This window comes from Lentzea alba (assembly GCF_011067745.1).
GTDB lineage: Bacteria > Actinomycetota > Actinomycetes > Mycobacteriales > Pseudonocardiaceae > Lentzea > Lentzea alba.
Genome location: NZ_JAAMPJ010000001.1, coordinates 936,505 through 959,043, shown reverse-complemented (window position 1 = coordinate 959,043; position 22,539 = coordinate 936,505). Strand labels below are relative to the sequence as shown.

Annotated in this window: 21 protein-coding genes; 12 read left to right on the top strand and 9 right to left on the bottom strand. The window is 67.2% G+C overall.

Translation table 11 applies throughout. The annotated features are described in order from the left end of the window. Positions 1-19: 19 nt before the first annotated feature. Positions 20-784, bottom strand: coding sequence for an alpha/beta fold hydrolase (locus tag G7043_RS04495; protein WP_166044124.1), 765 nt, complete (start codon positions 782-784; stop codon positions 20-22). Positions 785-1,100: 316 nt separating this feature from the next. On the opposite strand from G7043_RS04495, the gene G7043_RS04490 reads away from it, so the two are divergent. From G7043_RS04490 to G7043_RS04480, 3 genes are all read left to right on the top strand, one after another. Then, positions 1,101-2,378, top strand: coding sequence for a M14 family zinc carboxypeptidase (locus G7043_RS04490; RefSeq protein WP_166044122.1), 1,278 nt, complete (start codon positions 1,101-1,103; stop codon positions 2,376-2,378). Between the two features lie 16 nt (positions 2,379-2,394). Continuing rightward, positions 2,395-3,474, top strand: coding sequence for a serine hydrolase domain-containing protein (locus G7043_RS04485; protein WP_242641835.1), 1,080 nt, complete (start codon positions 2,395-2,397; stop codon positions 3,472-3,474). 81 nt (positions 3,475-3,555) lie between these two features. Next, a complete protein-coding gene (locus G7043_RS04480; RefSeq protein WP_166044118.1) occupies positions 3,556-4,659 on the top strand; it encodes a serine hydrolase domain-containing protein in 1,104 nt (367 codons plus the stop codon). Between the two features lie 60 nt (positions 4,660-4,719). Here G7043_RS04480 and G7043_RS04475 read toward each other — a convergent pair whose 3' ends face one another. Beyond that, a complete protein-coding gene (locus G7043_RS04475) occupies positions 4,720-6,336 on the bottom strand; it encodes a glycosyl hydrolase family 18 protein (protein ID WP_166044116.1) in 1,617 nt (538 codons plus the stop codon). A 235-nt stretch (positions 6,337-6,571) separates the two neighbouring features. On the opposite strand from G7043_RS04475, the gene G7043_RS04470 reads away from it, so the two are divergent. From G7043_RS04470 to G7043_RS04460, 3 genes are read left to right on the top strand one after another with little or no spacing between them, the layout of a single operon-like run. Beyond that, positions 6,572-7,402, top strand: coding sequence for a helix-turn-helix domain-containing protein (locus tag G7043_RS04470; RefSeq protein ID WP_166044114.1), 831 nt, complete (start codon positions 6,572-6,574; stop codon positions 7,400-7,402). A 13-nt stretch (positions 7,403-7,415) separates the two neighbouring features. Continuing rightward, the gene (locus G7043_RS04465) at positions 7,416-7,595 is read left to right on the top strand and encodes a DUF397 domain-containing protein (protein WP_166044112.1); all 180 of its coding nucleotides are present in this window, start codon (positions 7,416-7,418) and stop codon (positions 7,593-7,595) included. A gap of 43 nt (positions 7,596-7,638) precedes the next feature. Beyond that, positions 7,639-8,211 (top strand): HAD family hydrolase, encoded by a 573-nt coding sequence (locus G7043_RS04460; protein WP_166044110.1) that lies wholly within the window; start codon positions 7,639-7,641, stop codon positions 8,209-8,211. Here the strand turns inward: G7043_RS04460 and G7043_RS04455 are convergent. Beyond that, positions 8,201-10,609: an ATP-binding protein gene (locus tag G7043_RS04455; RefSeq protein WP_166044108.1), complete on the bottom strand. Its 2,409-nt coding sequence runs from the start codon at positions 10,607-10,609 to the stop codon at positions 8,201-8,203. The genes G7043_RS04460 and G7043_RS04455 overlap by 11 nt on opposite strands. Before the next feature lie 204 nt (positions 10,610-10,813). Between G7043_RS04455 and G7043_RS04450 the strand changes: the two genes are divergently transcribed. Both G7043_RS04450 and G7043_RS04445 read left to right on the top strand, forming a co-directional pair. Beyond that, positions 10,814-11,518: a response regulator gene (locus G7043_RS04450; RefSeq protein ID WP_166044105.1), complete on the top strand. Its 705-nt coding sequence runs from the start codon at positions 10,814-10,816 to the stop codon at positions 11,516-11,518. Between the two features lie 89 nt (positions 11,519-11,607). After that, positions 11,608-12,519, top strand: a complete 912-nt coding sequence (locus tag G7043_RS04445) for a DNA-3-methyladenine glycosylase family protein (protein WP_166044933.1) — start codon at positions 11,608-11,610, stop codon at positions 12,517-12,519. Between the two features lie 369 nt (positions 12,520-12,888). Here the strand turns inward: G7043_RS04445 and G7043_RS04440 are convergent, their stop codons facing one another. Both G7043_RS04440 and G7043_RS04435 read right to left on the bottom strand, forming a co-directional pair. Next, complete coding sequence (locus G7043_RS04440; RefSeq protein WP_166044103.1) at positions 12,889-13,770, bottom strand: serine/threonine-protein kinase; 882 nt, start codon at positions 13,768-13,770, stop codon at positions 12,889-12,891. A 142-nt stretch (positions 13,771-13,912) separates the two neighbouring features. Further along, positions 13,913-15,295 carry an N-6 DNA methylase gene (locus G7043_RS04435; RefSeq protein ID WP_166044101.1) on the bottom strand — a complete coding sequence of 461 codons (1,383 nt, stop codon included), beginning with the start codon at positions 15,293-15,295 and terminating at the stop codon, positions 13,913-13,915. Between the two features lie 52 nt (positions 15,296-15,347). On the opposite strand from G7043_RS04435, the gene G7043_RS04430 reads away from it, so the two are divergent. Next, positions 15,348-16,043, top strand: a complete 696-nt coding sequence (locus G7043_RS04430) for a PP2C family protein-serine/threonine phosphatase (protein WP_166044099.1) — start codon at positions 15,348-15,350, stop codon at positions 16,041-16,043. A 267-nt stretch (positions 16,044-16,310) separates the two neighbouring features. Here G7043_RS04430 and G7043_RS04425 read toward each other — a convergent pair whose 3' ends face one another. The 3 genes from G7043_RS04425 to G7043_RS04415 all read right to left on the bottom strand — a co-directional run bounded on the left by G7043_RS04425 (position 16,311) and on the right by G7043_RS04415 (position 20,019). After that, positions 16,311-18,089 (bottom strand): alpha/beta hydrolase, encoded by a 1,779-nt coding sequence (locus G7043_RS04425; RefSeq protein WP_166044097.1) that lies wholly within the window; start codon positions 18,087-18,089, stop codon positions 16,311-16,313. 177 nt (positions 18,090-18,266) lie between these two features. Then, entirely contained in the window at positions 18,267-19,157 is an 891-nt protein-coding gene (locus tag G7043_RS04420) for a helix-turn-helix domain-containing protein (protein ID WP_313887693.1), read from the bottom strand. 46 nt (positions 19,158-19,203) lie between these two features. Further along, positions 19,204-20,019, bottom strand: coding sequence for an oxidoreductase (locus tag G7043_RS04415; protein WP_166044095.1), 816 nt, complete (start codon positions 20,017-20,019; stop codon positions 19,204-19,206). 133 nt (positions 20,020-20,152) lie between these two features. On the opposite strand from G7043_RS04415, the gene G7043_RS04410 reads away from it, so the two are divergent. From G7043_RS04410 to G7043_RS04400, 3 genes are read left to right on the top strand one after another with little or no spacing between them, the layout of a single operon-like run. Continuing rightward, entirely contained in the window at positions 20,153-20,680 is a 528-nt protein-coding gene (locus G7043_RS04410; protein ID WP_166044093.1) for a TetR family transcriptional regulator, read from the top strand. A 35-nt stretch (positions 20,681-20,715) separates the two neighbouring features. Beyond that, complete coding sequence (locus tag G7043_RS04405) at positions 20,716-20,892, top strand: hypothetical protein (RefSeq protein WP_207310553.1); 177 nt, start codon at positions 20,716-20,718, stop codon at positions 20,890-20,892. After that, entirely contained in the window at positions 20,892-21,788 is an 897-nt protein-coding gene (locus G7043_RS04400; protein ID WP_166044091.1) for a 2OG-Fe(II) oxygenase, read from the top strand. Before G7043_RS04405 ends, G7043_RS04400 begins: the two co-directional genes overlap by 1 nt. On the opposite strand, the gene cobF is transcribed toward G7043_RS04400, so the two are convergent. Beyond that, the gene (cobF, locus tag G7043_RS04395; protein WP_166044089.1) at positions 21,761-22,510 is read right to left on the bottom strand and encodes a precorrin-6A synthase (deacetylating); all 750 of its coding nucleotides are present in this window, start codon (positions 22,508-22,510) and stop codon (positions 21,761-21,763) included. The genes G7043_RS04400 and cobF overlap by 28 nt on opposite strands. Positions 22,511-22,539 lie beyond the last annotated feature (29 nt).

The window sequence follows — 22,539 nt, the reverse complement described above, 5'->3', positions numbered from 1 at the left end:
ACGTGCACGGTGCGCAGGATTACATCGAGGTGAGGTAGTCCGTGATCAGCCGCGCCCACGGCACCGCGGACTCCAGCGCGATCGCGTGCCCGCACGCGAGGTCGGTGTACTTGGACCCCGGGATGAGGTCCGAGACCTGCTTGGCCAGGTCGGGCGACATCAGCTGGTCACCGGACGCGCCGATCACCAGCGTCGGCTGTGAGACCTGCGGCAACACGTCGGTCAGGTCGATCCTCAGGATCAGGTCGACGTGTGCGGGCGTCCCGGCCGGCACGCTCGCGCCGATCAGTTCAGCGAAGCCCTCGGCCTGCGCGGGCGTCAGCTTGGCCAGGTACTCCTTGCTGCACATCGCCGAGAGGATGAACCGCGACAGCACCTCGCGGGACCCGTTCAGCAACGACTTCCACTGGTCGATCTTCACCTTGGTCGCCGCGTCGGCCTTCGCGAACGCCGCGCTCAACACCAGTCCGCGCACCCGTTCGGGATGCCGCACGGCGATGGTGACGGCGACCGCGCAGCCCATCGAGTAGCCGGAGACGAAGAACGACTCGTGCCCGGCCTTGACCGCGACGGCCACGAGGTCGTCCGCGAGCTCGTCCAGATCGAGCGGGCCGGGAGCCGTCGGTGAGCCGCCCGACCCCGGCAGATCCGGTGCGATGACGGTGAAGTTCTGCAGGAGGGTTCCCAGGACCGGGCCGTAGTTGGCCTGGATGCTGCCGCCCGCGCCGTGCACGAGCAGCAGAGCCGGGCCGGTGCCCTTGACTGCGGTGGACAGGCCGGTCATGAGGAACCCCCGAGTTTTGTCAGTCCATGCTGCGGACGATGGTCGGCTCGAGCCCCTCGTCGTCATCTGTGAGAGAACCGCGCCAGGGGAAGTGGGAGATCTCGGCGACGTTGTCGTTGTAGAGATGATCCATGGCTTGCGCTCCCGTTCTCTTCCCAAGGCTCAGAATAGCTGGTGTGATTCCGAGAGAAAGCCTATTGATTTTCGTCACAACGCGCCAAGTGGCCGGTTTCCGGATCCCAAGCACCGGACGGTAATCATCCGGTCGGTCGAACGGACTGGCGGGACTGCGCCGAACGGTCGATCATCGTTGATCATGCGGACCGCCGTCGCCCTGCTCGCCTGCCTGGCTCTTCTGCTCAGCCCCTCACCAGCGCCGGCGGAGGGCCCACAAGCGACGTATGTGCTGCGTGTGGCCGCACCAATGGGTGATTCCGCGCAACGGCTGCTCGGCCTCGGCTACGACGTCCTGGAGCAGCGCGACGGCGCAGACCTGTTCGTGATGGGCGATTCGCGCACCGCCGACGAGCTCCGTTCCGACGGTTTCGGGTCGTCAATTGAGACAGTGATGCCTCCGTCTCAATGGGCGCCGCGCTCGCTCGCGGACACGACTTACTACGGCGGATATCGCACTATTACCGCCCATCTCGCCCATCTCGACGAAGTCGCCCGAGCCCACCCCGATCTCGCGACTGTCGTCGACTACGGCGACTCCTGGCGCAAGACTCAGGGCAGCGGCGGATACGACCTGAAAGCCATCTGCATCACCCGGAAAAGCCCAGGTGACTGTGCATTGACGCCCACCGCGCCGAAGCCGCGCCTGTTTGTGATGGGCCAGCTCCACGCCCGCGAAATCACCACCGGCGACATGGCGTGGCGGTTCGTCGACGACCTGGTCGGCTCGGACCTCACCGCCCTGCTCGGCGACGTCGAGGTGTGGGTGGTCCCGATCGCCAATCCCGACGGCGTCGAGATCGTCGAGTCCGGCGGCGACTCCCCGGTCCTGCACCGCAAGAACGCCAACGGCACCTGCGGCTCCGGCCCGCGCGGCGTCGACCTCAACCGCAACGCAGGCTCGCACTGGGGCGAGGTCGGCTCGTCCACCAACAAGTGCAGCGACACCTACCGCGGCCCGCGCGCCGACTCCGAGGTCGAAACCCAGGCCCTGGAGTCGTTGTGGCGCAAGCTCTACCGCGACACCCGCGCGCCCGGCGACACCGCCGCGGCCACCGCGGACACCACCGGCGCCGTGATCTCCATGCACAGCTACGGGAACTACGTGCTCTTCCCGTGGGGCTGGAGCACCCAGAAGACCGGCAACGACGCCGCGCTGCGCAAGATGGCTCAGGACATGGCCGCGCTGTCGGGTTTCCGCGCCGGGCAGCCCGGTGAGCTGCTCTACAACGCTTCCGGCGCAACGGATGACTGGGTGTACGACGACCTGGGCGTGCCGAGCTTCGTGTGGGAGATCGGCGCTTCGTCGGGCGCGTGCGGCGGCTTCCTCCCGGCGTTCTCCTGCCAGGAGGAGGTGCATTGGCCGAAAGTGCGTTCCATGCTCGTTTCGGCCATGAAAGCGGCGCGCAAGCCCTATTGACGGCATGTTGGATGCCATGGGGACACGCTTACTGGCAACTGTTGCCGCATTCAGCCTGCTGTTCACCGGCACTGCAGTCGCCGACGACCAGCAGATCGACCGCAAGATCGTCCAGCAGGCCCTCGACCAGATCACCAGCACGGCGGCCCAGGGCGCGCAGATCCGCGTCACCGAAGGCCGCGACAGCTTCACCGCCCGGTCCGGCACCGCCGAACTGGGAAGCACCCGCCCGGTTCCGCGCAGCGGCCGGTTCCGCGCGGGCAGCATCACCAAGACCTTCACCGCGACGGTCGTGCTCCAGCTCGCCGGCGAGGGGAAGGTCGAGCTGGACGCACCGGTCGTCCGCTACCTGCCGGGCCTGGTCGACGCCCGGATCACCGTACGCCAGCTGCTGCAGCACACCAGCGGCCTGTACAACTACACGAACGCCATCGGGTTCCAGCCGCAGGAGTTCGAGCCGATCCGGTTCAAACAGTGGACGCCCGCGGAGCTCATCGCGATCTCGACGAGCAGGCCGCTGCAGTTCGAACCCGGCACGAAGTGGGAGTACAACAACACCGGGTTCGTCATCCTCGGCCAGCTGATCGAGAAGATCACCAAGCAGTCCTACGAGCGCACGGTCCAGCAGCGGATCCTGAAGCCGTTGCACCTCAACGACACCACGCCGCCCGGCGACAACCCGAACATCCACGGCCCGCACGCCCACTCGTACGGCCTGGTGAACGGCGAACCGACCGACACCACCCGCTGGAACCCGTCGGTCTTCTGGGCCGTCGGCGACATCATCACGACGACCAAGGACCTCGACACCTTCTACGCGGCGCTGCTCAGCGGCAAACTTCTCAAACCCGCGCAGCAGACCGAACTGATGAAGACCACGCCGGTCAGCCCCGAATACGGCCTCGGCCTGTTCATCCAGAAAGCCCCGTGCGGCACCACGATCATCGGCCACACCGGCGCCGTTCCCGGGTTCGGCAGCTACGCGTTCTACACACCGGACCTCCAGCGTCGAGTGGAGATGTCCGCCACCGCGGGCCTGGGCACCGGTGATCCCTCACCGGGCTACTTCGGGCTGCTCGAAGAGATCTTCTGCTGAACGGCCCAAGGGCAACCCCTAGGGCATCAGTAAGCCTCAAGGAGGATGCGGCGAACCCCGCGCCGCGACAAGGTGTGAGGCATGGGGATTCGATTGGTAGCCACAGTCACCGCAGCCAGCCTGCTGGCGCTGACCACCGCGGGCGTCGCGACGGCCGACACGCCGGCCGTCGACTCGAGCGTCGACCGCAAGGTAGTCCAGCAGGCTCTGGACCAGATCACGCAAAGCGGGGGAGCGCTCGGCGTGCAGGCCCGAGTGACGGACGGGCGGCAGCGTTTCACCGCCCGTTCCGGCAAGGCAGAACTGAACAGCAACCAGCCGGTGCCGCTCGACGGCAGATTCCGCATCGGCAGCATCACCAAGACGTTCGTGTCGACGGTGTTGCTGCAGCTCGCGGGCGAGGGCAAGGTCGACCTGGACGCACCGGTCGTCCGCTACCTGCCCGGCCTGATCGACGGCCGCATCACCGTCCGCCAGGTCCTGCAGCACACCAGCGGCCTCTACAACTACACCGACGCGTTGCCGCTGAGCCCGGACGAGTTCGAGAAGATCCGGTACAAGCACTGGTCACCGCAGGAGCTCCTCGCGCTGTCCACGAGCAAGCCGCTGGACTTCGACCCCGGCACCAAGTGGAGCTACTCCAACACCAACTACGTCGTAGCGGGCCTGCTGGTGGAGAAGCTGACCGGCAAGCCGTACGAGAAGGCCGTCGAGCAGCGGATCCTGAAGCCGTTGCGCCTCAACGACACCGAGGTGCCCGGCGACAACCCCAACATCAAGGGCCCGCACGCGCACGGCTACTGGGTGGTGAACGGCCAGCCGTCCGACATCACCCGGCTCAACCCGTCGGTCGCCTGGGCCGCCGGTGAGATGATCTCGACGACCCGCGACCTGGACACGTTCGTCACGGCGCTGGCCGCGGGCAAACTGCTCAAGCCCGCGCAGCAGCAGGAGATCAGCAAGACCACCGCGGTCAGCCCGGACTACGGCCTCGGCCTGTCGGTCGAGACCCTGCCGTGCGGCACCAAGGTGTGGGGCCACGGCGGCGGCATCCCCGGTTACTCGTCGCAGCTGCTGACCACGCCGGACACCAAGAAGCGGTTCGAGCTCAGCGCCACCAGCTCGCCGACCCCCGGCAACCCCGGTGACGCCTTCAACAAGCTCCTCACCGAGGTCTTCTGCTGATTTCGGGCGAACAAAAGGGGAGCTGGGTCGACCCAGCTCCCCTCCCGGCGTTGTGAGGAACTAGCCGAGCGCGTTCCTCATCGCTGTGATCAGTTCACCGTTCGCGGTGTCACCGGTGAGCTCCCAGAAGAACGCACCGCCGAGGCCCTGGCTGCGTGCCCAGGAGATCTTGCCGGCGATGGTCTGCGGGGTGTCGTAGCTCCACCACTGGCCGTTGCAGAACGCGTAGGCAGTGCCGGCGACCGTGCCCGTTGCGGGGCACTTGGTCTTCAGAACCTTGTAGTCCTCAATGCCCTGCTCGTGCGTACCCGGAGCCGGACCGGTCGCCGTGCCACCGGGCGCCGCCTGCGTCACGCCCTGCCAGCCGCGGCCGTAGAAGCCGATGCCGAGCAGGAGCTTGGACGCCGGAACGCCCTTCGAACGCAGCTTGGAGATCGCGGCCTCGGAGTTGAAGCCGGCCTGCGGGATGCCGGTGTACGACGTCAGCGGGGAGTGCGGAGCCGTCGGACCCTGCGCCGCCCACGCACCGAAGTAGTCGTAGGTCATGACGTTGTACCAGTCGATGTACTGCGCCGCGGGGCCGTAGTCAGCGGCGTCGATCTTGCCACCGGCCGAGCCGTCGGCCGTGATCGCCGAGGTGACGAGGTAGTTCGAACCGAAGCGGTTGCGCAGCTCCCGCATCAGGTTCGCGTACGCCGCCGCACCGCTCGTGTCGCACGACAGACCACAGGCGTTCGGGTACTCCCAGTCGATGTCGATGCCGTCGAACAGGTTCGCCCAACGCGGGTCCTCGAGCAGCGCGTAGCAGGAGTCCGCGAACGCCTTCGGGTTGCGCGCCGCCTCGCCGAAGCCACCGGACCAGGTCCAGCCACCGAACGAGTACAGCACCTTGATGTGCGGGTACTTCTTCTTCAGCTTGAGCAGCTGGTTGAAGTTGCCGCGCACCGGCGCGTCCCACGTGTCAGCGACACCGTCGACGCTCTCCGCCGCCGTCATGGCCTTCTCGATGGCCGGGAAGGCCTCACCGATGGTGCACTTGCCGCCGGTGACGTTGCCGAACGCGTAGTTGATGTGCGTGAGCTTGCCGGCGGAACCCGAGGTGTCGATGTTCTTCACCTGGTAGTTGCGCGCCGGGTAGACGCCCCACTCCGCGAAGTAGCCCAGGTTGATCTTGCCGGGAGGCGGCGGCGGGCCAGTCGTGGTCGTGGTCGTCGTGGTGGTGGTCGTAGTAGTGGTAGACGTCGTGGTGGTGGTCGTCGGGTTCGTCCCGCCGGCCTCACACGACCCACCGTTGAGCTTGCAGTTGGTAGGCGCACCGAACGTGCCGGTGTACGCGCCGTTGAAGCCGAAGCTCGCCGACCCGCCGACACCGATGCTGCCGTTCCAGGTGTTCTTGACCGTGACGGTCTGACCGCTCGTGGTGTACGAACCGTCCCACAGCGACGTCACGCGGTGGTTGGCCGGCAGGGTGAACTCCACAGTCCACGACGTCAGGGCCGTCGTGCTGTTGTTCGTGATCGTGTACTTGCCCTCGAAGCCCGTTCCCCAGTCCGAACCTTTGGAGAACGTGGCGGACACGCCACCGGCACCGCTAGCAGCGGGGACGACGACGATACCGAGGACCATCGCGGACACGGCCGCGATGAGAGCAGCTAGATGCCATCGGAACTTGGACATCGGTCTCCTCAGTCGCAGGGGTTGGGGGAACGATGTGGTTTAGACCACTCGAAGGTCAAGGTCTAGACCTCTGCCGTCACTCGAACGGAGCAGTCCGAAAACGGTTCCAAGACGCAGGTTGTCCAGTTTCGGTCTACTTGGTTAACCATTGGAGGGGTTCCGAGACGACAGCCCTTCGGGTTGAGTTTTGGCGCGGTGACTGCACAAAGAGGACGGTCGGCCCTAACTTCGTTCCATGCCAAAGCGTTTCTCCACGGCGCGCGGGCGTGAGTTCGGTGATGCGGTACGAGCCGCACTGAACGCCACGGGCATGACCGCGCGCGAAATCAGCGAGAAGATCGACTGGGACCCAGGCAAGTTGTCCGACCTCTCGAACGGCAAAGGTGGCTGCTCAGAGGTCGACCTGGCGATCTTGCTCGGCTTCTGCCGCACACCACCGGAAGAGCGCGATCACCTGCTCAAGATTTATCGCGAGACCGACATGAAGGATTGGTGGCAGCAGCACGGCGACCACCAGCCGATCCTGCCCCGCACCTGGTTCGAGCACTTGAAGAAGGCCAAGGAGTTCATCAGCTGGTGCCCGCTTGTGTTCCCCGGCCTGCTCCAAGTGCCGGACTACACGCGAGCCGTCATCCTCGCGAGCGCGAATGCGCCGCGCGACGAGGTCGAGCAAAGGGTCGCTGCGAGACAGGCGATGCAGGAGATCTTCAGGCAGCGGATCAAGTCGACGTTTTACATCCACGAGCAAGTCCTCGTGCTCCCGGTCGGCGGGTCTGACGTGCTCAAGGAACAACTGCACCACGCGCTGATGATGCTGGTGCGGCCGTACATCGAGGTGCGGATCGTCCCCACTGATGCTGGTGCTCACGCAGGTTTCGGTGGTGCTTTCGACCTGATGAAGTTCGACAGGTACGAACCCACGGTCTTCCTGGACACCGAGAGTTCCACCCTGATCGTCGAGAGAGCAGCCGCCGTCAAGGCGCACAGCGAAGTACTGGCGTCTCTCGAAGGCGTTGCGTTGGATGCGGAACAATCACGAGAGAGGATCACCAAGCTCGCGACCTGAGGAGGCGCCCGTCATGTGGCGCAAAAGCAGCTACAGCGCGAACGCCCAGAACTGCGTCGAGGTCGGCCGTGGAGTCGGCCTCCGTGACAGCAAGGCGCCCATCACCCACCTTGCCGTCGCGCCCCGCTCGTGGTCCGCGTTCCTGCTCTCGGTGAAGGCCGGCAAGTTCGCACCATCGGGTCAATCCGACTAGTCCGTCGAGCGTCGCCGCCTCCCGTGCGCCAACGTCGATCGTCGTGACGCTTCTTGCGACTGTCTTCGACCTCGACGACACCCTCGTCGACAGCGCCGCGACCTGGCAGCAGGTGATGCGCACCGTCGCCGCTCAGCAGGGCCGTTGGCCCGAGCGCTCGGCGTCGGAGTGCGTCGACGGGATGGTCGACGCGATCGCGCGCGGTGTGTTCGGGTTGCTGCCGGGTGCGGCGGAACTCGTTGCCCTCGCGGCCGAGCTCGGTCCCGTCGCGCTGGTGTCGGCCTCGCCTCGTCGCTATGTACGGGCTGCGGCGTCGGCGTCCGGGCTCACGCGGCACGTGCAGGCGATCGTGACCGGCGACGACCTGACAATCGGCAATCGGCACCTGCTCGCCGCGCGCAAGCTCGGCCTGGATCCCGTGCACTGCCTTGCGGTCGAGGGTTCCGCGGCGGGCATTCGAAGTGCGCACGCGGCCGGGATGACCGTGCTCGCGATTCCCAGCGCGGCCGTCGACAGCGACTTGGCGAAGCTGGTGGCGCACCAGGCGTCCAACGCTCGGGTGGCAGCCAGGGAGATCTGTCAACTGTGGGTAAACGTTTACGCGCTCAGCCGATAGCTCGTTCCGCGCCCCAGGCAGCGATGTCCTCCCGGCTCTGCAGCCCCAGCTTGTCCCGCAACCGCTGCAGCCGGGAGGCCACGGTCCGCACGGACACGTTGAGCCGGTTCGCGATCTGCTGGTTCGTGAGGCCCGTGGCGAGCAGCGCGATCACCCGGCGCTCGTGGTCGTCCAACGAGTCGTGTGCCGCCTCCGTGCGGTCCAGCCACACCTCGTCCTGGATGAACGCCTCGGTTTCAGCAGTGGTCAACGGCGTTGCGGCAGCCTCCGCGCGCGCAACAGAGAGCATCAGCCGTGCGGTGCGCATGGCCCCGCTGACCTTCTCCGCCCAGAAAGGGTCTGGCACCACACCGACAGACCGTCGCAACGCCCGTCCGGTCGCTTCTAGCCGTAGTGCGCGCTCGGCCTGTCCGCGCATCAACGCCACCACGGCCAAACCTTCGAGCGCGTCAGGTGCGGTCAACGGGTTGATGCCGTCCATCCGCAGTGCTTCCTGGAAGGCGTGCGTCGACTCGTCCAGGTCGCCCTGCACCAACGCCACGACGCCCCGTGTGTTCAACGCAGAGGCAATGCGCGCGGGGACGCCCGACGTGCGCGAGATCGGCAACGCCTTCATGACGGCCTTCTCGGCGCGTTCGTGCTTGCCCAGTGATAACGCCGTGCGTGCCAAATCCACCAGGCACCTCGCACGCGCGAGGGGTTCGCCCAACAACTCCGCGACCCTCAGACACTCGGTGTTGCTCTCGTCGGACGCCTCCCACTCACCCGACGACTGTTGCACGGCCGCCAACGTGCTGCGGCAGCTCATCACCAGCGACGGTTGCTCGAGCGCGCGCACCAGCCGTGACGCTTCAGCGGACAGTTCGATCGCCTCGTCGTGATCTCCTTGCTCAGCGGCGAAGCGGGCCGCGTGGCTGAGCGCGACGCACCGATAATCGTCCCGAGTGGACGGTCGTCGCAGCGCGTCCCGCAGCAGCACCCGCGCTTGGCCGAGCCGTCCGCGCCGGGCGGCGCAGTCGGCCAGGGCCGAGGTCAGCAGCAGCAACCGTTCGTCCGCACGATCAGCCGCCCACTCGACCGTGCCGAGGAGGCTGTCCACGTGGTTGTCGATCTTGTCCTGCACCTCCGCGGGCACCGACAGCGGCGAGGTGATCAGCACGTCCGACAGGTCGGTGAACCAGCGGGCCAAGGCTTCGTAGGCGATGTCCAGTTCGCCGGCCGCCAGCAGCTTCTCCCTGGCGTGCAGCCGAACCGACTCCAGCTGCCGAAAGCGCGTGGTGCCGGGGATCGCCGTCACCAGCGACTTGGCCTGCAGCCGGGACAACACGTCCAGCACCGGTTCGGCGGACCGTTCCGACGAGCAGACCTCCGTGGCCGCGGCCAGGTCGAAGCCGCCGTCGAACACCGACAGGCGCCGCAACGCGAACTGCTCGTCCGGTGCGAGCAGCTGGTAGCTCCAGTCGATCGCCTCGCGCAAGGAACGTTGGCGGGCGGGCGACTTTCGGCAGCCCAGCGTCAGCAGTTCGAGCGGCTCGTCCATCCGGTCGCAGATCTCGATGACCGGCAACAACTGCACCCACCGCGCCGCCAGTTCGATCGCGAGCGGCATGCCTTCCAGCCGTGCGCACAACAGCGCGACCGCGGCGGTGTTCTCCGGCGTCAAGCGGAAGTCGGGCTTGCGTTCGCGAGCCCGGTCCACGAACAGCTTCACGGCCTCGGAGCGCGGCGCCGCCGTCGTGACGAGGTCCCGATCCGTCGATGGGACCGGCAAGCCCTCGACGTGAAAGCTGACCTCACCCGTGATCCACAGGGCCTCGCGTGACGTCGCCAGCACCCGCACGCCGGGGCAGCGGTTCAGCAGCATGTCCGCGAGTTCGGCACACGTGTCGAGAAGGTGTTCGCAGTTGTCGAGGACTACGACCACTTTCATGTTCACGAGCGTTTCCAGGACTGTGTCGCGTAACGGTTCATCGGACTGTGCGACGACACCGAGCGCGTGTGCGACGGCGGGCAGGACGTCCTGAGGGCTGGTGACCTCGCCGAGTTCGACGAGGAGAACCCGGTCCGTTCGCCCGCGTCGCAACCGTCCGGCGGCCTCCAGCGCGAGCCGCGTCTTACCCGCACCCGCACTGCCCAGGAGCGTAACGAGACGGTGCCTGCGCATCAGCTGGTCGAGTTTCGACAGCTCTTGCTGACGGCCGATGAACGTGTCGCGCGCTGCGGGCAGGTTCGCGAGCACTCGCAAGTTCTGCCTGGTAACGGCCGTTGGTGCGGCAACGGTGACACGGCGCCGATACGCCCGTTGGCGGCATGCGTTGGAGCAGTAGGACCTGCGCTGCTCGGAGGTGGCGGGAGGCAGCGTGCCGTCGCACAAGGCGCAACGTCCGGTGCTGTTCATGAGTCCCTCTTCTCCAGCCGTAACGCCGGGTCGTACCCGTCTCGGTCCGGCGAACGCGCAGGTCGGCGCTGGTGACCTGCCGCGTGCAACCCGTTACACGTGTCTCTGCGCGAGACGGTTCGCGCTGTGCTCGTTATGCCTGCCTTCCCGAGATCCTCGTTCGGGAACAAACTGGTGGCTGGTCCGGTCTGACAGGGAGTCCGCATGACGTTGACGACGAGCACCTCGTGGGGTTTGCAGCTGGTGGACAAGCCGCGCACGATCACCGTTGGCATCGCTGACGACGAGGTGCTGATCCGCACCGGCGTCCGCGGCGTGCTGGAACGTTCCGGCAACGTCGTGGTGATCGGCGAGGCGGACGACGGCAACGGCGCGGTCGAGCTCGCGCGGCGCCACCGCCCGCAGGTGCTGCTGATGGACGCCGCGATGCCCGGCATGGAGGGCCTCGCCGCGGTGCGCCTGGTGCGCAGGCACGTCCCGGGCACGCAGGTGATCATGCTGTGCACACCGCAGACCGAGGAGATGCTGTTCCCGGCGTTGCGTGCAGGCGCTGCGGGATTCCTGTTCAAGAACGGCGAACCCGACGCGCTGGTGAACGCCGTCCGCGTGGTGGCCGCCGGCGAGGCAGTGCTGTCCCCGTCCGCGACCCGCGCCCTGGTGGACCACTTCACCGGCGCCGACTCGGAACGCCGCGACGCCGCGCGCAGCCGCATCAGCCTGCTCACTCGGCGGGAGCAGGAAGTGCTGGTGTACCTGGCGCAGGGCATGGCGAACGCACGCATTGCAAGGCTCATGTACCTCTCGGAAGGGGCGATCAAGGCCCACGTCAGCCGACTGCTGACGAAACTGAGGTGCGACAACCGCGTCCAGGCCGCTCTCATCGCACGCGACGCCGCCCTTCCCTGCTGAACGAGTACTGCTGCAACGGCGCAGGAGCCAGACTAGCCACGGATTTTCGCGCCGCGAAGCAGGTCACCCGGTTGGCCCCGTCCAGAGTGATGTCCTTTTCCCGCCAGCGTCTCGGTTGGAACGGCGTCATGCTTGTCCTCATGCGGCTGCACAAGTTCTCGGAAAGGTTGCCCTTTCAAGCACCTCTTTGTCCCGACAACCTGTTCGGCCACCTCATCGCCACAGCGGTTCCCGGCGTGGAGGAGTGGCGGGAAGGCGTCTACCGGCGCACTTTGCGACTCCCTTTCGGTTGTGGGATCGCGTCTTTGCGGCTTTTCGACTCTTACGTCGCGTGCACTGTGGAGCTCAGCGATCCTCGCGATTTGGCTAGTGCTCTAGACCTTTGCCGCTTCCTGCTCGACCTGGACGTCGATCCATTCGAGGTCGATGCTGCGCTGTCACGTGATCCGCTGCTGGCCCCGCTGGTCTCGTCCGCACCCGGCCGCCGCGTCCCACGCACGGTGGACGGCGCGGAGTTCGCCGTACGAGCCGTGCTGGGCCAACAGGTCTCGACGAAAGCCGCCCGCACCCACGCCGCCCGTCTCGTGTCGCGTTACGGCACTCCGGTAGGCGATCTGTTCCTGTTCCCTTTGGAGTTCGATCCTTCTTCGCTCGCGATGCCCGAGTCGCGGCGGCGCACGATGGCGGCTTTGCTGGCCGCGCTTCAGTCCGGTTTGGACCTGTCGCCTTCGGCTGATCGTGCTGCCGCGCGTGCCTGGCTGACAACGTTGCCGGGGTTCGGTCCGTGGACGGTCGAATCGATTCTGATGCGCGCCCTGGGGGACCCGGACGCGTTCCTGCCGACCGATCTCGGGATCCGCTTGGCGGCGGAGGCTTTGGGGCTGCCCACCACGCCTGCCGCGTTGGTCAAGCGGTCGGAGATGTGGCGGCCTTGGCGGGCTTATGCGGTGCAGCACTTGTGGGCGACCGGCGATCACGAGGTGAACCGAATCCCGGCCTGAGCCTCGGTTCGAGCCCGGCTGCCAATGGCGTCTGCAAGTACCGCCAACCCAACATCAACAAGCACTTTGCTACTACCAACTGGCCTTGTCGACCCCGTCGCCATGCTGCGTCCGGCGCAGCCATGTTCGGTAACTGTCGAAAATGTTGGGTGCAGTTAGCGGCGATTTGATCAAGAGTTGGTAGTACTTGCACACGCCCACCAGCAGAAACGACTTTGCTGGGCCCTGAGCGGCAACCCCAGCTTCAGCCGCAGCCTCGGCCTTGAGCGCAACCCCGTCCCTGGCCTCGATTGTCGCCGCATCCCATGCCTCGCCCCGAGTTGCGGCGCAAGCCCATCCCTCGCGTCGGTTGGCGCCGCGCCAGTCTCCTCAGCCAGGGCTGAGCCGCCGGGTCAACTGCACGCTCGCGTACATCGCGGCAGCCGACCCGTCCCGCACGAACCCCGGCAACGGCGGTGGGTTCTGCGCAAACCCTTGCAAATCCCCGAAAACCTCCACCGCCGCCGCGGGCCGATCGCCGGGATCCTTGGCCAGCAACCGCTGCACCACCGGGTTGAGCGCGCCGGCCACCCGCCGCGGCGCCTCCCGGACGTGCTTGTCGAACACCGCGTAGGCCGTCGGCCCCGTGAAGAGTTGCTCGCCGGTCAGCATTTCGTGCAGCACGCACCCCAGCGCGTACAGGTCGCTGCGGGGCTCGGCGATTCCGCGCTGGATCTGCTCGGGCGCCATGTACGAGGGCGTGCCGAGGATCTGGCCGGCGCGGCTGAACGGCGCGACGTCGCTCTCCCTGAGCAGGGCGAGGCCGAAGTCCAGCACCTTCACGGCGCCGTCCGGGCCGAGCATCAGGTTGGTGGGCTTGAGATCGCGGTGGCAGATGCCGTGTTCGTGCGCCGCGGCGAGCACGGCGGCGGTTTGTGCGGCGATGTTGGCCGCCCAGGCCTCGGGCAGTGGGCCGAACTCGCCGACCAGGTCCGCGACCGTCACGCCGTCCACGAACTGCATGACCTGGAACAGGCGCTGGTCGAAGGTGCCGAAGTCGTACAGGACCGGGACGCCGGGGTGTTCGAGCTTGGCGACGATCCTCGCTTCGCGCGCGAAGCGGTGCTGCACCTCCTCGTCGCTGCCCGGCAGTCGCAGCAGCTTGACCGCGATCCGCCGGTCCAGGCGCAGGTCACGGCCCTTGTGCACGGCACCCATGCCGCCCCGCCCCAACGGCAGGTCGTCGATCTCGTAGCGGTCGGCGATCAGCACCCGCGAAGCCTAACCGCCGCTGCCCGGCCGCCCGTGCCTGCTGTCCGGCCGCCCTTGCCTGTTCGCCGGCCCCGCGCTTCCTCGTTAGCGAGGGATTGGTAACAGCGTTTCAGGACATCCCGATCGGGTGAATCTGGTCGGCTCACGTCGGCCTGATCTGTCCGCTCAGGAGCCCAGTGTAGCCCAAACGGACCAGCGCGGCGGCGTCTTCCAGGCCCGCTTCCAGGGCTTTGAGCTGCGCGAACGCTTGTCCGTACCGGCGTTGCTCGTCGATCGGCAGCGACGGCACCTGCGTCCGGCGGACGTCGAGGCGGGTCGAGCCAGTTGGGGTGCGGGCGAACGCCGCGCGCAGCATGCCCTCGAGGAAGTCCGGGTCCACCTTGCGCGGGTTGATCTCGTAGGTCGCGCCGGTCGGGGAGGTGACGACGTGCGTGCCCGTGCCCGCGCGCACCAGTTCGCCGATCGTGGTCATCGGCACGCCCTGCTGTTCGCGCAGGTCGGGCAGCGAGGGCAGGGCGAACGTCGGTTGCGCGGCGAGGTAGGCGGAAACGTCGGTGCCGCTGTGTCGGCCCGGACTGAGGTCGACGTCGTCGTCGAGCAGGTCGATGACGCGCGTGTTCGGCTCGATCGGGCCAGGGCGTTCCAGCAGGGCGATGTGTTCGGGCGCGCGGCCGATCGGGTTTCGCAGCAGCCACAGGTCGCGGCCGGGCTGCACGGTCATCACCCCGCGCAAAGCTCCGGCGCGCAACAGGTTGCCGCGAATCCGCTTGCCCGGCCGCCGGGAAGCCGCGGCCGACGGCAACAGCACGGCGACCAACCCGCCGGGTTTCGCCAGAGAAAGGCAGTGCTGCACCCAGGCCAGCTCCGGTTCGCCGCGCGGCGGGAGGCCGTAGGTCCAGCGCGCGTCGCCGACCAGTTCCTCGTGGCCCCAAGTGCGGTCGTGCCACGGCGGATCGCAGATCACCGCGTCGGCTTGGTGCACGATGCCGTTGCGCCGCAAGGAGTCGCCCGTGATGATTTGCGCCGCGGGCAGCCGCCGCCGCGCGATGACGGCCGAGACCGGATCCAGCTCCTGGCCGATCTTGTGCCGGCCGGAAGAAGCTTTCAGAAGGGAACCGGTGCCGCACGCCGGGTCGATCACCGTGTCGCCGTCGGTCGTGGCCAGCACGACATCGATGACCTCGGGCGGGGTGGGGTTCAACAGCCGTGAGTGCGCTTCGAGATAACGCTCGTGCAGGAACTCGAACGTGTCCGCGTCGGCCTCGACCGCCGCCAGCGCCTCGCCGAGTCGCAGATCGTCGACGGTGCGCAGCTGGGTCCACAGACGTTCGGCGGGGGAGACCCGGAACGGCTTGCCGTTGCGCCGCAGCCATGCCTCGACGTCTCGCAACAGATACAACGGACTGGAAGCCGTCCCCCCGATCGGTGCGGGGAAGTCCTCGAACCGCCGCCGCCAGTTCGACACGGCCGCTCGCCCCACATCAGCGAGGCGCGCTATGTCGCCGGCGTTGACCGTCTCATCCATGTGCACAACAGTATTGCTTGTGAAGTGACTTCACAACTGATCTACTGGAGGCATGACACACGAGCTGCGCATCGCCGTGGCGACCGATCCTGGGCTCGTCCGCGAGCACAACGAGGACTCGGTCTACGTCCGCCCGGACCTGCAGGCCGTGGCCGACGGCATGGGTGGTCACGAGCACGGCGAGCTGGCCAGCGCCATCGCGGTGGATGTGCTCGCCGGCTGGCAGGGCGACCTCGGTCCCGCGGTGACCGAGATCGCGCGCAGACTCGACGCCGAGACCCCGCAGGGCACCGGCACCACGCTCACCGCGATGCGCTGGGAGGGCCTCGCCTTCCAGCTCGCGCACATCGGCGACTCCCGCGCGTACGTGCTCAGGGAAGGCGAACTCCGCCAGATCTCCCACGACCACACCATGGTCCAGGCCCTCGTCGACGCCGGCCGGATGACGCCGGAGGAGGCCGCGAACCACCCGCGCCGCGCGTACGTGCTGCGCGCGCTGCAGTCCGGCAGCTCGCACGATCCGGACCTTTCGTGGCACCAAGCCAAAATCGAAGACCGCTACCTGCTCTGCAGCGACGGCCTCACGGACTACGCGGACCTGGACGACGTCCACGAGATCCTGCTGTCCACAGAGGACGGAACCGAGGCGGCCTGGCAGCTGATCGCGCTGGCGAACGGCAACGGCGGCCCGGACAACATCACCTGCGTGATCACCGACGTGGCCAAGAAGAAGTGGTGGCAGCGCTGAAGGCATAAGTGGCGCAGCCGGTCGTGAGGCTTGCCGGACCCGGTGACCGCTACCTCACGCGGACACCGAGCGCAACCAGCTGTTGATCGACATGTGCACAACTCGCCAGCTGAAGCGCACGCGGGGCGCTTTCGTGCGGTGTGTCAGTACGGGAGGGCCCCGCGTGCACTTCAACTCGGCTGCTCGGCGCCGCAAATTGGAAACGGCCCCCGGCGGATCGCGCCGGGGGCCGCAGCTTTAAATGGGTGCTACAGCTTTGAAGGGGTGTTACAGGTTGGCCGGCATGCCCGACTCGTCGGCCGCCGCCGTGGAGGAACCGCTGAGCAGGTCCTTCACGATCTTGTTGGCCTCCTTGACCGCCGGCGTGATCATCTTGATCTTGATCTTGCCGTTGGTGAGCTTGCCGCCGACCTCGAAGGTCTTGTCCTCGTGCGGCAGCGGGAGTCCCTGGCAGCCGGTGAACTGCTTGCGCGGGGTCGCACCGGTCTGGAAGTAGAAGACGATCGGGTCGTCGACGCAGTCCGTGTTGTACGGGAACAGGCCGTGCGAGCCCTCGTTGTCAACACTGATCAGCTTGGCGTTCGGCAGCGCCTTGGCCGTGGCCAGGCCACCCTCGTACGCGGTGGCGGCGTCGAGCTCGGACTGCGCGACCAGCAGACGCGGGAACGTCTTCTTGTCCGGCTTCGGCATCGAGTTCTTGGTCGGCCAGTACGCGCACAGCGGCGTGCTCATGAACGGCGCGATGAACGGCGCGTTCACGGTCAGGTCGGCCAGCCAGTAGTTCCAGTAGTGCAGGTTCTGGTTCCACTGACCGTCCTGGCAGCGGATCGCCTCGAACGTGGCGTCCCAGGTCTCGACCTCGGCGGCGGCGGTCGTGGCCTTCACCGCGACGCGCTCCTTCTTGGCGATCGCGGCGAGCGCGTTCTGCTTGCCCTTGGCGATGAACGCCTTGTTCTCCGCGGTGAGGTCCGGCGTCGCGAGCATCTTCGAGACGATCTGCTCGACCTTCTCGGAGTCGGTGCCGGTGGCCGGCTCCTTCGACGCGTCGATCACCGAGGCGACCGCGGAGGCGGCGGCGTGGTACTGCGAGGTGTCGTACATGGCCGGGATCACGAACCACGCGACGAACAGCTGCCCGACGAACTCGCGGGTGCCGCCGGCCTTCTCCCAGTCGCGGCGGATCTCCATCGGGTCGGTGCCCTGCCCGTAGCGGGCGTTGTCACGCGCCATGAACGGCAGCAGCGCCTCCTGGAACTGGCGGTCGCGGGTGCGCGGCTGCAGGTCCCAGGTGTTCTCCAGCGTCGACTGCGAGGCGTCGACGGCCGAGTCGAGCAGCATGCGGTGAACCTTGGACGGGAACGTGGCGCCGTACCACGTGCCGAGCCAGGTGCCGTAGGAGTAACCGATGTACGAGGTCTTCTTCTCGCCGAGCAGGACACGGATGAAGTCCATGTCGTAGGTGGTCTGCTCGGTGGTGATGAACTTGGTCAGCGGGTTCTCGAGGCAGCCGTCGACCTTCGCCTTGTTCAGCACGTTGACGTCGGTGCTGTTCGGGACGGTGTAGCTGCAGGTGAGCGGCGTGGAGAGGCCGACACCGCGCGGGTCGAAGCCGATGAAGTCGTACTGGCTCGCGAGGACCGGCGTGCGCAGGGCCATCGCAGCGCCCCACGGCAGGCCGGAGCCGCCGGGGCCACCGGGGTTGACCAGCGCGATGCCCTGACGGCTGGTGCCCTTGAACGCGGTCTCGGTCTTGGAGACCCGGATGCCGATCGTGTTGCCGTCGGCGGGGTTGTGCCAGTCGCGCGGGACCTGGATGGTCGCGCAGGCCAGACCCTTGACGGTCTTGAACTTCTTGACGGTCTCCTCGGCGACGCCGGGGAACGTGCACTCTTCCCAGGTGATCTTCTGGGTGGCCAGCGCGCCCGCCAGCTTGGCCGTGTCCGGGTCCTGCTTCGGCGCCGCGCCGGCCGCCGGCGTCAGCACGACGCTCGTCGCGATCAACGCCCCCGTCAAGGCGGCGACACCGCCTCTGAAGTACTTCCTCAAGATCGATCCCCTTCTGCCCCCGCACGGCCGAGTGAGGCCGCGCTTGCAACAGAGGAGAAAGGGGAAAGCCCTCGTTTAACACTCCTGAGTGATGGCAGAAAGTCGCCATGTCCGGAAACTGTCACGAATGATGTTCACAGAGTGATGAACACTCCTGATCTTCGTGACTTTGGGTGACTAAAGCCACCCGCGCCGTGACACCTGGACCCCGAGCTGGAACCGGGTCTGAGCGCCCAGCAACTGCTGCAGTCGACTCACCCGGCGGTGCACGGTCCGTTCGCTGACGCCGAGCTCGCGTGCGATCGACTCGTCCGTGAGACCGGCGCTGAGCAGGGCCATCAGTCGGCGGGTGGCCGTCGTCGGTTCCTGCTGGGAGTCGTGCGGGCTGCCAGGGGTGATCGACACGGCCATCCGCCAGAACGCCTCGAACAACTCGATCAACGCGCTCAGTAGCACGGACGGGTGAATGAGCAGTGCCACGACGTTCCCGCCGGTGACCGTCGGCACCGCGATCAACGCCCGGTCCGAGTCGGCGATCACGAGCTTGAGCGGCACGCCGGGGAACGTCCGCGCCTGCTCGCCCACCGCGATGCTCTCCTGCACCGACGCGAACCCCAGTTCGGTCTGCAGCAACGCCGACTCATACACGACCCGGTACCCGACCCCGCGGGCCAGCGCCGGAGGCTGCGCGGGACTCGCCTCCGGCTGCGGGCTCAGGTACGAACCGGGATCCAGCGCCCGGATCTCCGTCTTGGCCTGGCTCTGCATCTCCTCGAACGCGCTGATCACCTCGTCCGCGTCCTTGAGGACCTCGACGAAGTCGACCTCTTTCGCGCCGTGCTCGGCATAGGCGGCGGCCAGGACCTCGGCGGTCTCCCTGGCCCGGACGGCCGCGGCCTCGTGGCTCGACGCGATCGCGGCCAGCGCCGACCGCGGCGGACGCACGTCGTGGTCGCGGATCAGCCCCAGCCGTTCGAGCTCTTCGTGCGCCGCGCCGGGCTCGCTCCTCGCGCCTCGCAGCATCGCCAGGTACAGCTGCTCGGCTTCCTGCGACAGCCCCTCGTGCACAGAACTCCCCCTCAGTCGTTCTGAACCGAAGGTACCTGCTCAGACCCTAGGCAAAACGCCGCAGGGCGCCGAGGAACATCGCGTCGAACGCCCGGTCCGGCAACACCCTGCGCGCGAACAGAATCGGCCGCGCCCCGAATCCCGCCGCGTACCGCGTCCGCGGCCGGCGCGCCTGTGCCGCCTTCACGATGACGTCCGCGATGACCTTCGGCTCACTTCCGCGGTCGACCTGGGAGAACATCCCGGACAACTGCTTGACCTGGTTCGCGTAGGCACCGCCGCCCGAGGTCTTCAGCAGGTTCTCGACCGCGATCCCGCCCCACTCGGTCTTGATCGCGCCCGGCTGGATCACCACGACGTCGATCCCGAACGGCTTGAGCTCCAGCCGCAACGAGTCGCTCAGGCCCTCGACCGCGAACTTCGTGGAGTGGTACCAGCCGCCGAGCGGTTCGTAGATCTTGCCGCCGATCGACGACACGTTCACGATCCGCCCGCTCTTCTGGTTCCTCATGTGCGGCACGACCAGCTGCACGAGCCGGGCGAGCCCGAACACGTTGACCTCGAACTGGTACTTGCCCTCACTCAGCGGCACGTCCTCGAACGCGCCGTACGACCCGTAGCCGGCGTTGTTGACGAGCAGGTCGATCCGCCCGGACTCGGCGATGATCTGCTTGACGCCCGCGACCATCGAGTCGTCGTCGGTGACGTCCATCTCCAGCACCCGGACGCCCTTCGCGGCCAGGCCTTCCATCCGCTGCACCCGACGCGCCGCCGCGTACACCGTGTAGCCGGCTTTGTGCAGCTCATCCGCCGTGGACTCGCCGATGCCGGACGAGGCTCCCGTGACCAGTGCGACCTTCATGACCATCTCCCAACTAACCGGTTGGCTAGGCTAACTAACTGTTTGGTTGCTAAATCCAGACAACCACGTTCGGTCGCTGCTGTCAACCAACTAGTTGGTTGCTAATACCAACCGGTTGGTTAGACTGTGGAGCGTGGTGAGGGACAAGGAAGCGACCAAGGGCAAGCTGCTCGAAGCGGCCCTCGACGAGTTCGCCGAGTACGGGATCGCCGGCGCGCGCGTCGATCGCATCGCGGCCAAGGCCGGCTGCAACAAGGCGATGATCTACGCCTACTTCGGCAGCAAGGAGGGGCTGTTCGACGAGCTGTTGAAGATCCAGATCGACCGCATCATCCAGGCCGTTCCGATCACCGCCGACGACCTGCCCGGCTACGCGGGCCGGCTGTTCGACTCCTACGCCGACACGCCGCAACTGCTCAGGCTCGCCGCCTACCACCGGCTGGAGAACGGCTTCGACAACATCCCGAAGGCGGAGGCCGAGGCCTACCACCACAAGGTCGCGGCGGTCGCGCAGGCGCAGATGGAGGGCAAGATCTCCGCGGAGTTCAACGCCTCGGACCTGCTCGACCTGGTCGTGCACATGTCGATACTTGCTTTCAGCACCCCGAACGCGACCAGGGAACTCGTCGAACGTTCAGTCCGGCGCCTGATCGCCGAGTAGCCTCGAAAGGAGAACCACTACTGGGGGTGGGGAACGTGCGCAAGATCCTGATCGCGGGTTCGGTGATCGTGGCCACGGCCATGAGCGGCGGCGCCGCGGAAGCGGCGACCGACGGCAACGACGTGCTGATCGCACCGCAGGGCAACGACATTCTCATCGCGCCCGACGGCAACGACGTCCTGATCGCTCCGGACGGCAACGACACGCTCTGATGCTGAGCGCGGGAGACCGGGCGCCGCTGTTCGCCGTGAAAACCAGCGACGGCGGCTACTGGTTCAGTGAAGAAGCCGGGCAACGGCTCGTCGTGTCCTTTGTGGAGGAACTCGACGAGCATCTGCGAGCGGCAGCCGAAGAGCTGGGTCTCGTCTGGATCGTCGACGAGCCACGCGAACCGCCGCCCGGCGTCACCGTCATCGTCGACGACGGCCAGATCAAAGCGCTCTACGGCATCGGCGAGGCCTCGGCCGTGCTCGACGCCAACCTCCGCGTCCAAGCGATCGTCCCAGGCGGAGAACGAATCCCGGACCTGCCGGACACCGATCTGGCCGCACCGGTCCTGACGGTTCCGCGCGTGCTGGAACCGGACTTCTGCGCGGAACTGATAGCGGAGTACGACCGCACCGGCGGCCAGGACTCCGGCTTCATGCGCACCGACGAGCAGGGCCGCACGATCGCCGTCCACGACCACGAGCACAAGCGCCGCCAGGACGTGACACTTCAAGATCCGCTGAGAGCCGCACTCAAAGATCGGGTCGAGCGCCGCCTGATCCCGGAGATCCAGAAGGCGTTCCAGTTCCGCGCGACACGGGTCGAACGCTGGATCATCGCCTGCTACGAAGCCGAAACCGGCGGCCACTTCAAAGCCCACCGCGACAACACGACGAAGGCCACCGCACACCGCAGGTTCGCCGTCACGATCAACCTGAACGACGACTTCGAGGGCGGCGAGCTCAGGTTCCCCGAGTTCGGCCGCCGGACCTACCGCGCGAACACGGGCGACGCGCTGGTGTTCTCGTGCTCACTGCTGCACGAGGTCACCAGGGTCACGAGAGGCCGCCGCTTCTGCACCCTTCCGTTCCTCTACGACGAGGCCCTGCGCAGCAGGTAGGTGTCCATGATCCACCCCTTGCGCGCACGGACTTCTTCGCGCACCGCGCGGATCTCGGCGGCCACGTCCCCGACCCGGCCGGAGATCAGGATCTCGTCCGGCATCCCGAGATACGCGCCCCAGTAGATCCACGTGTCCGGATCCACGCCCTCGAACGAGTACTTCGCGTCCAGCATCACGGCCACGTCGTCCACATCGGACGGCCAGCCGGCGGCGAGGCGGCGGCCGGTCGTGATCTGCACCGGCTTGCCGACCTGGTTCAACGACACCCGGTGCCCGGCCGTCAGCGCCGCCACCGACGTCACGCCCGGAACGACCTCGACCTCGAACGACTCGCCGCGGGCCAGCAGGTCGTCGAGGATCGCGAGGGTCGAGTCGTAGAGCGACGGGTCGCCCCACACCAGGAACGCGCCCACCTCGCTCTCGCCCAGTTCGGACAGCAGGCCCTGGACGACGTCCGCGCGGTCGCGCCGCCAGGCGTCGATCGTGGCTTTGTAGTCGGTGGGGTCGCGGTCGCGGTCGGGGTCGCGGCCCTCGACCCAGCGGTACGGGCGCGTGACGTGCTCGGCCAGGATCGACGAGCGGAGGTCGACGAGCTCCTGCTTCACCGAACCCTTGTCCAGCACGAAGAACACGTCGACCGTCTGCAACGCCTTGACGGCCTGCACCGTCAGGTGGTCGGGGTTGCCCGCGCCGATACCGATGACCAGGATCTTTCGCACGCCGACACCCTAACCGAGCGGGTCAGCAG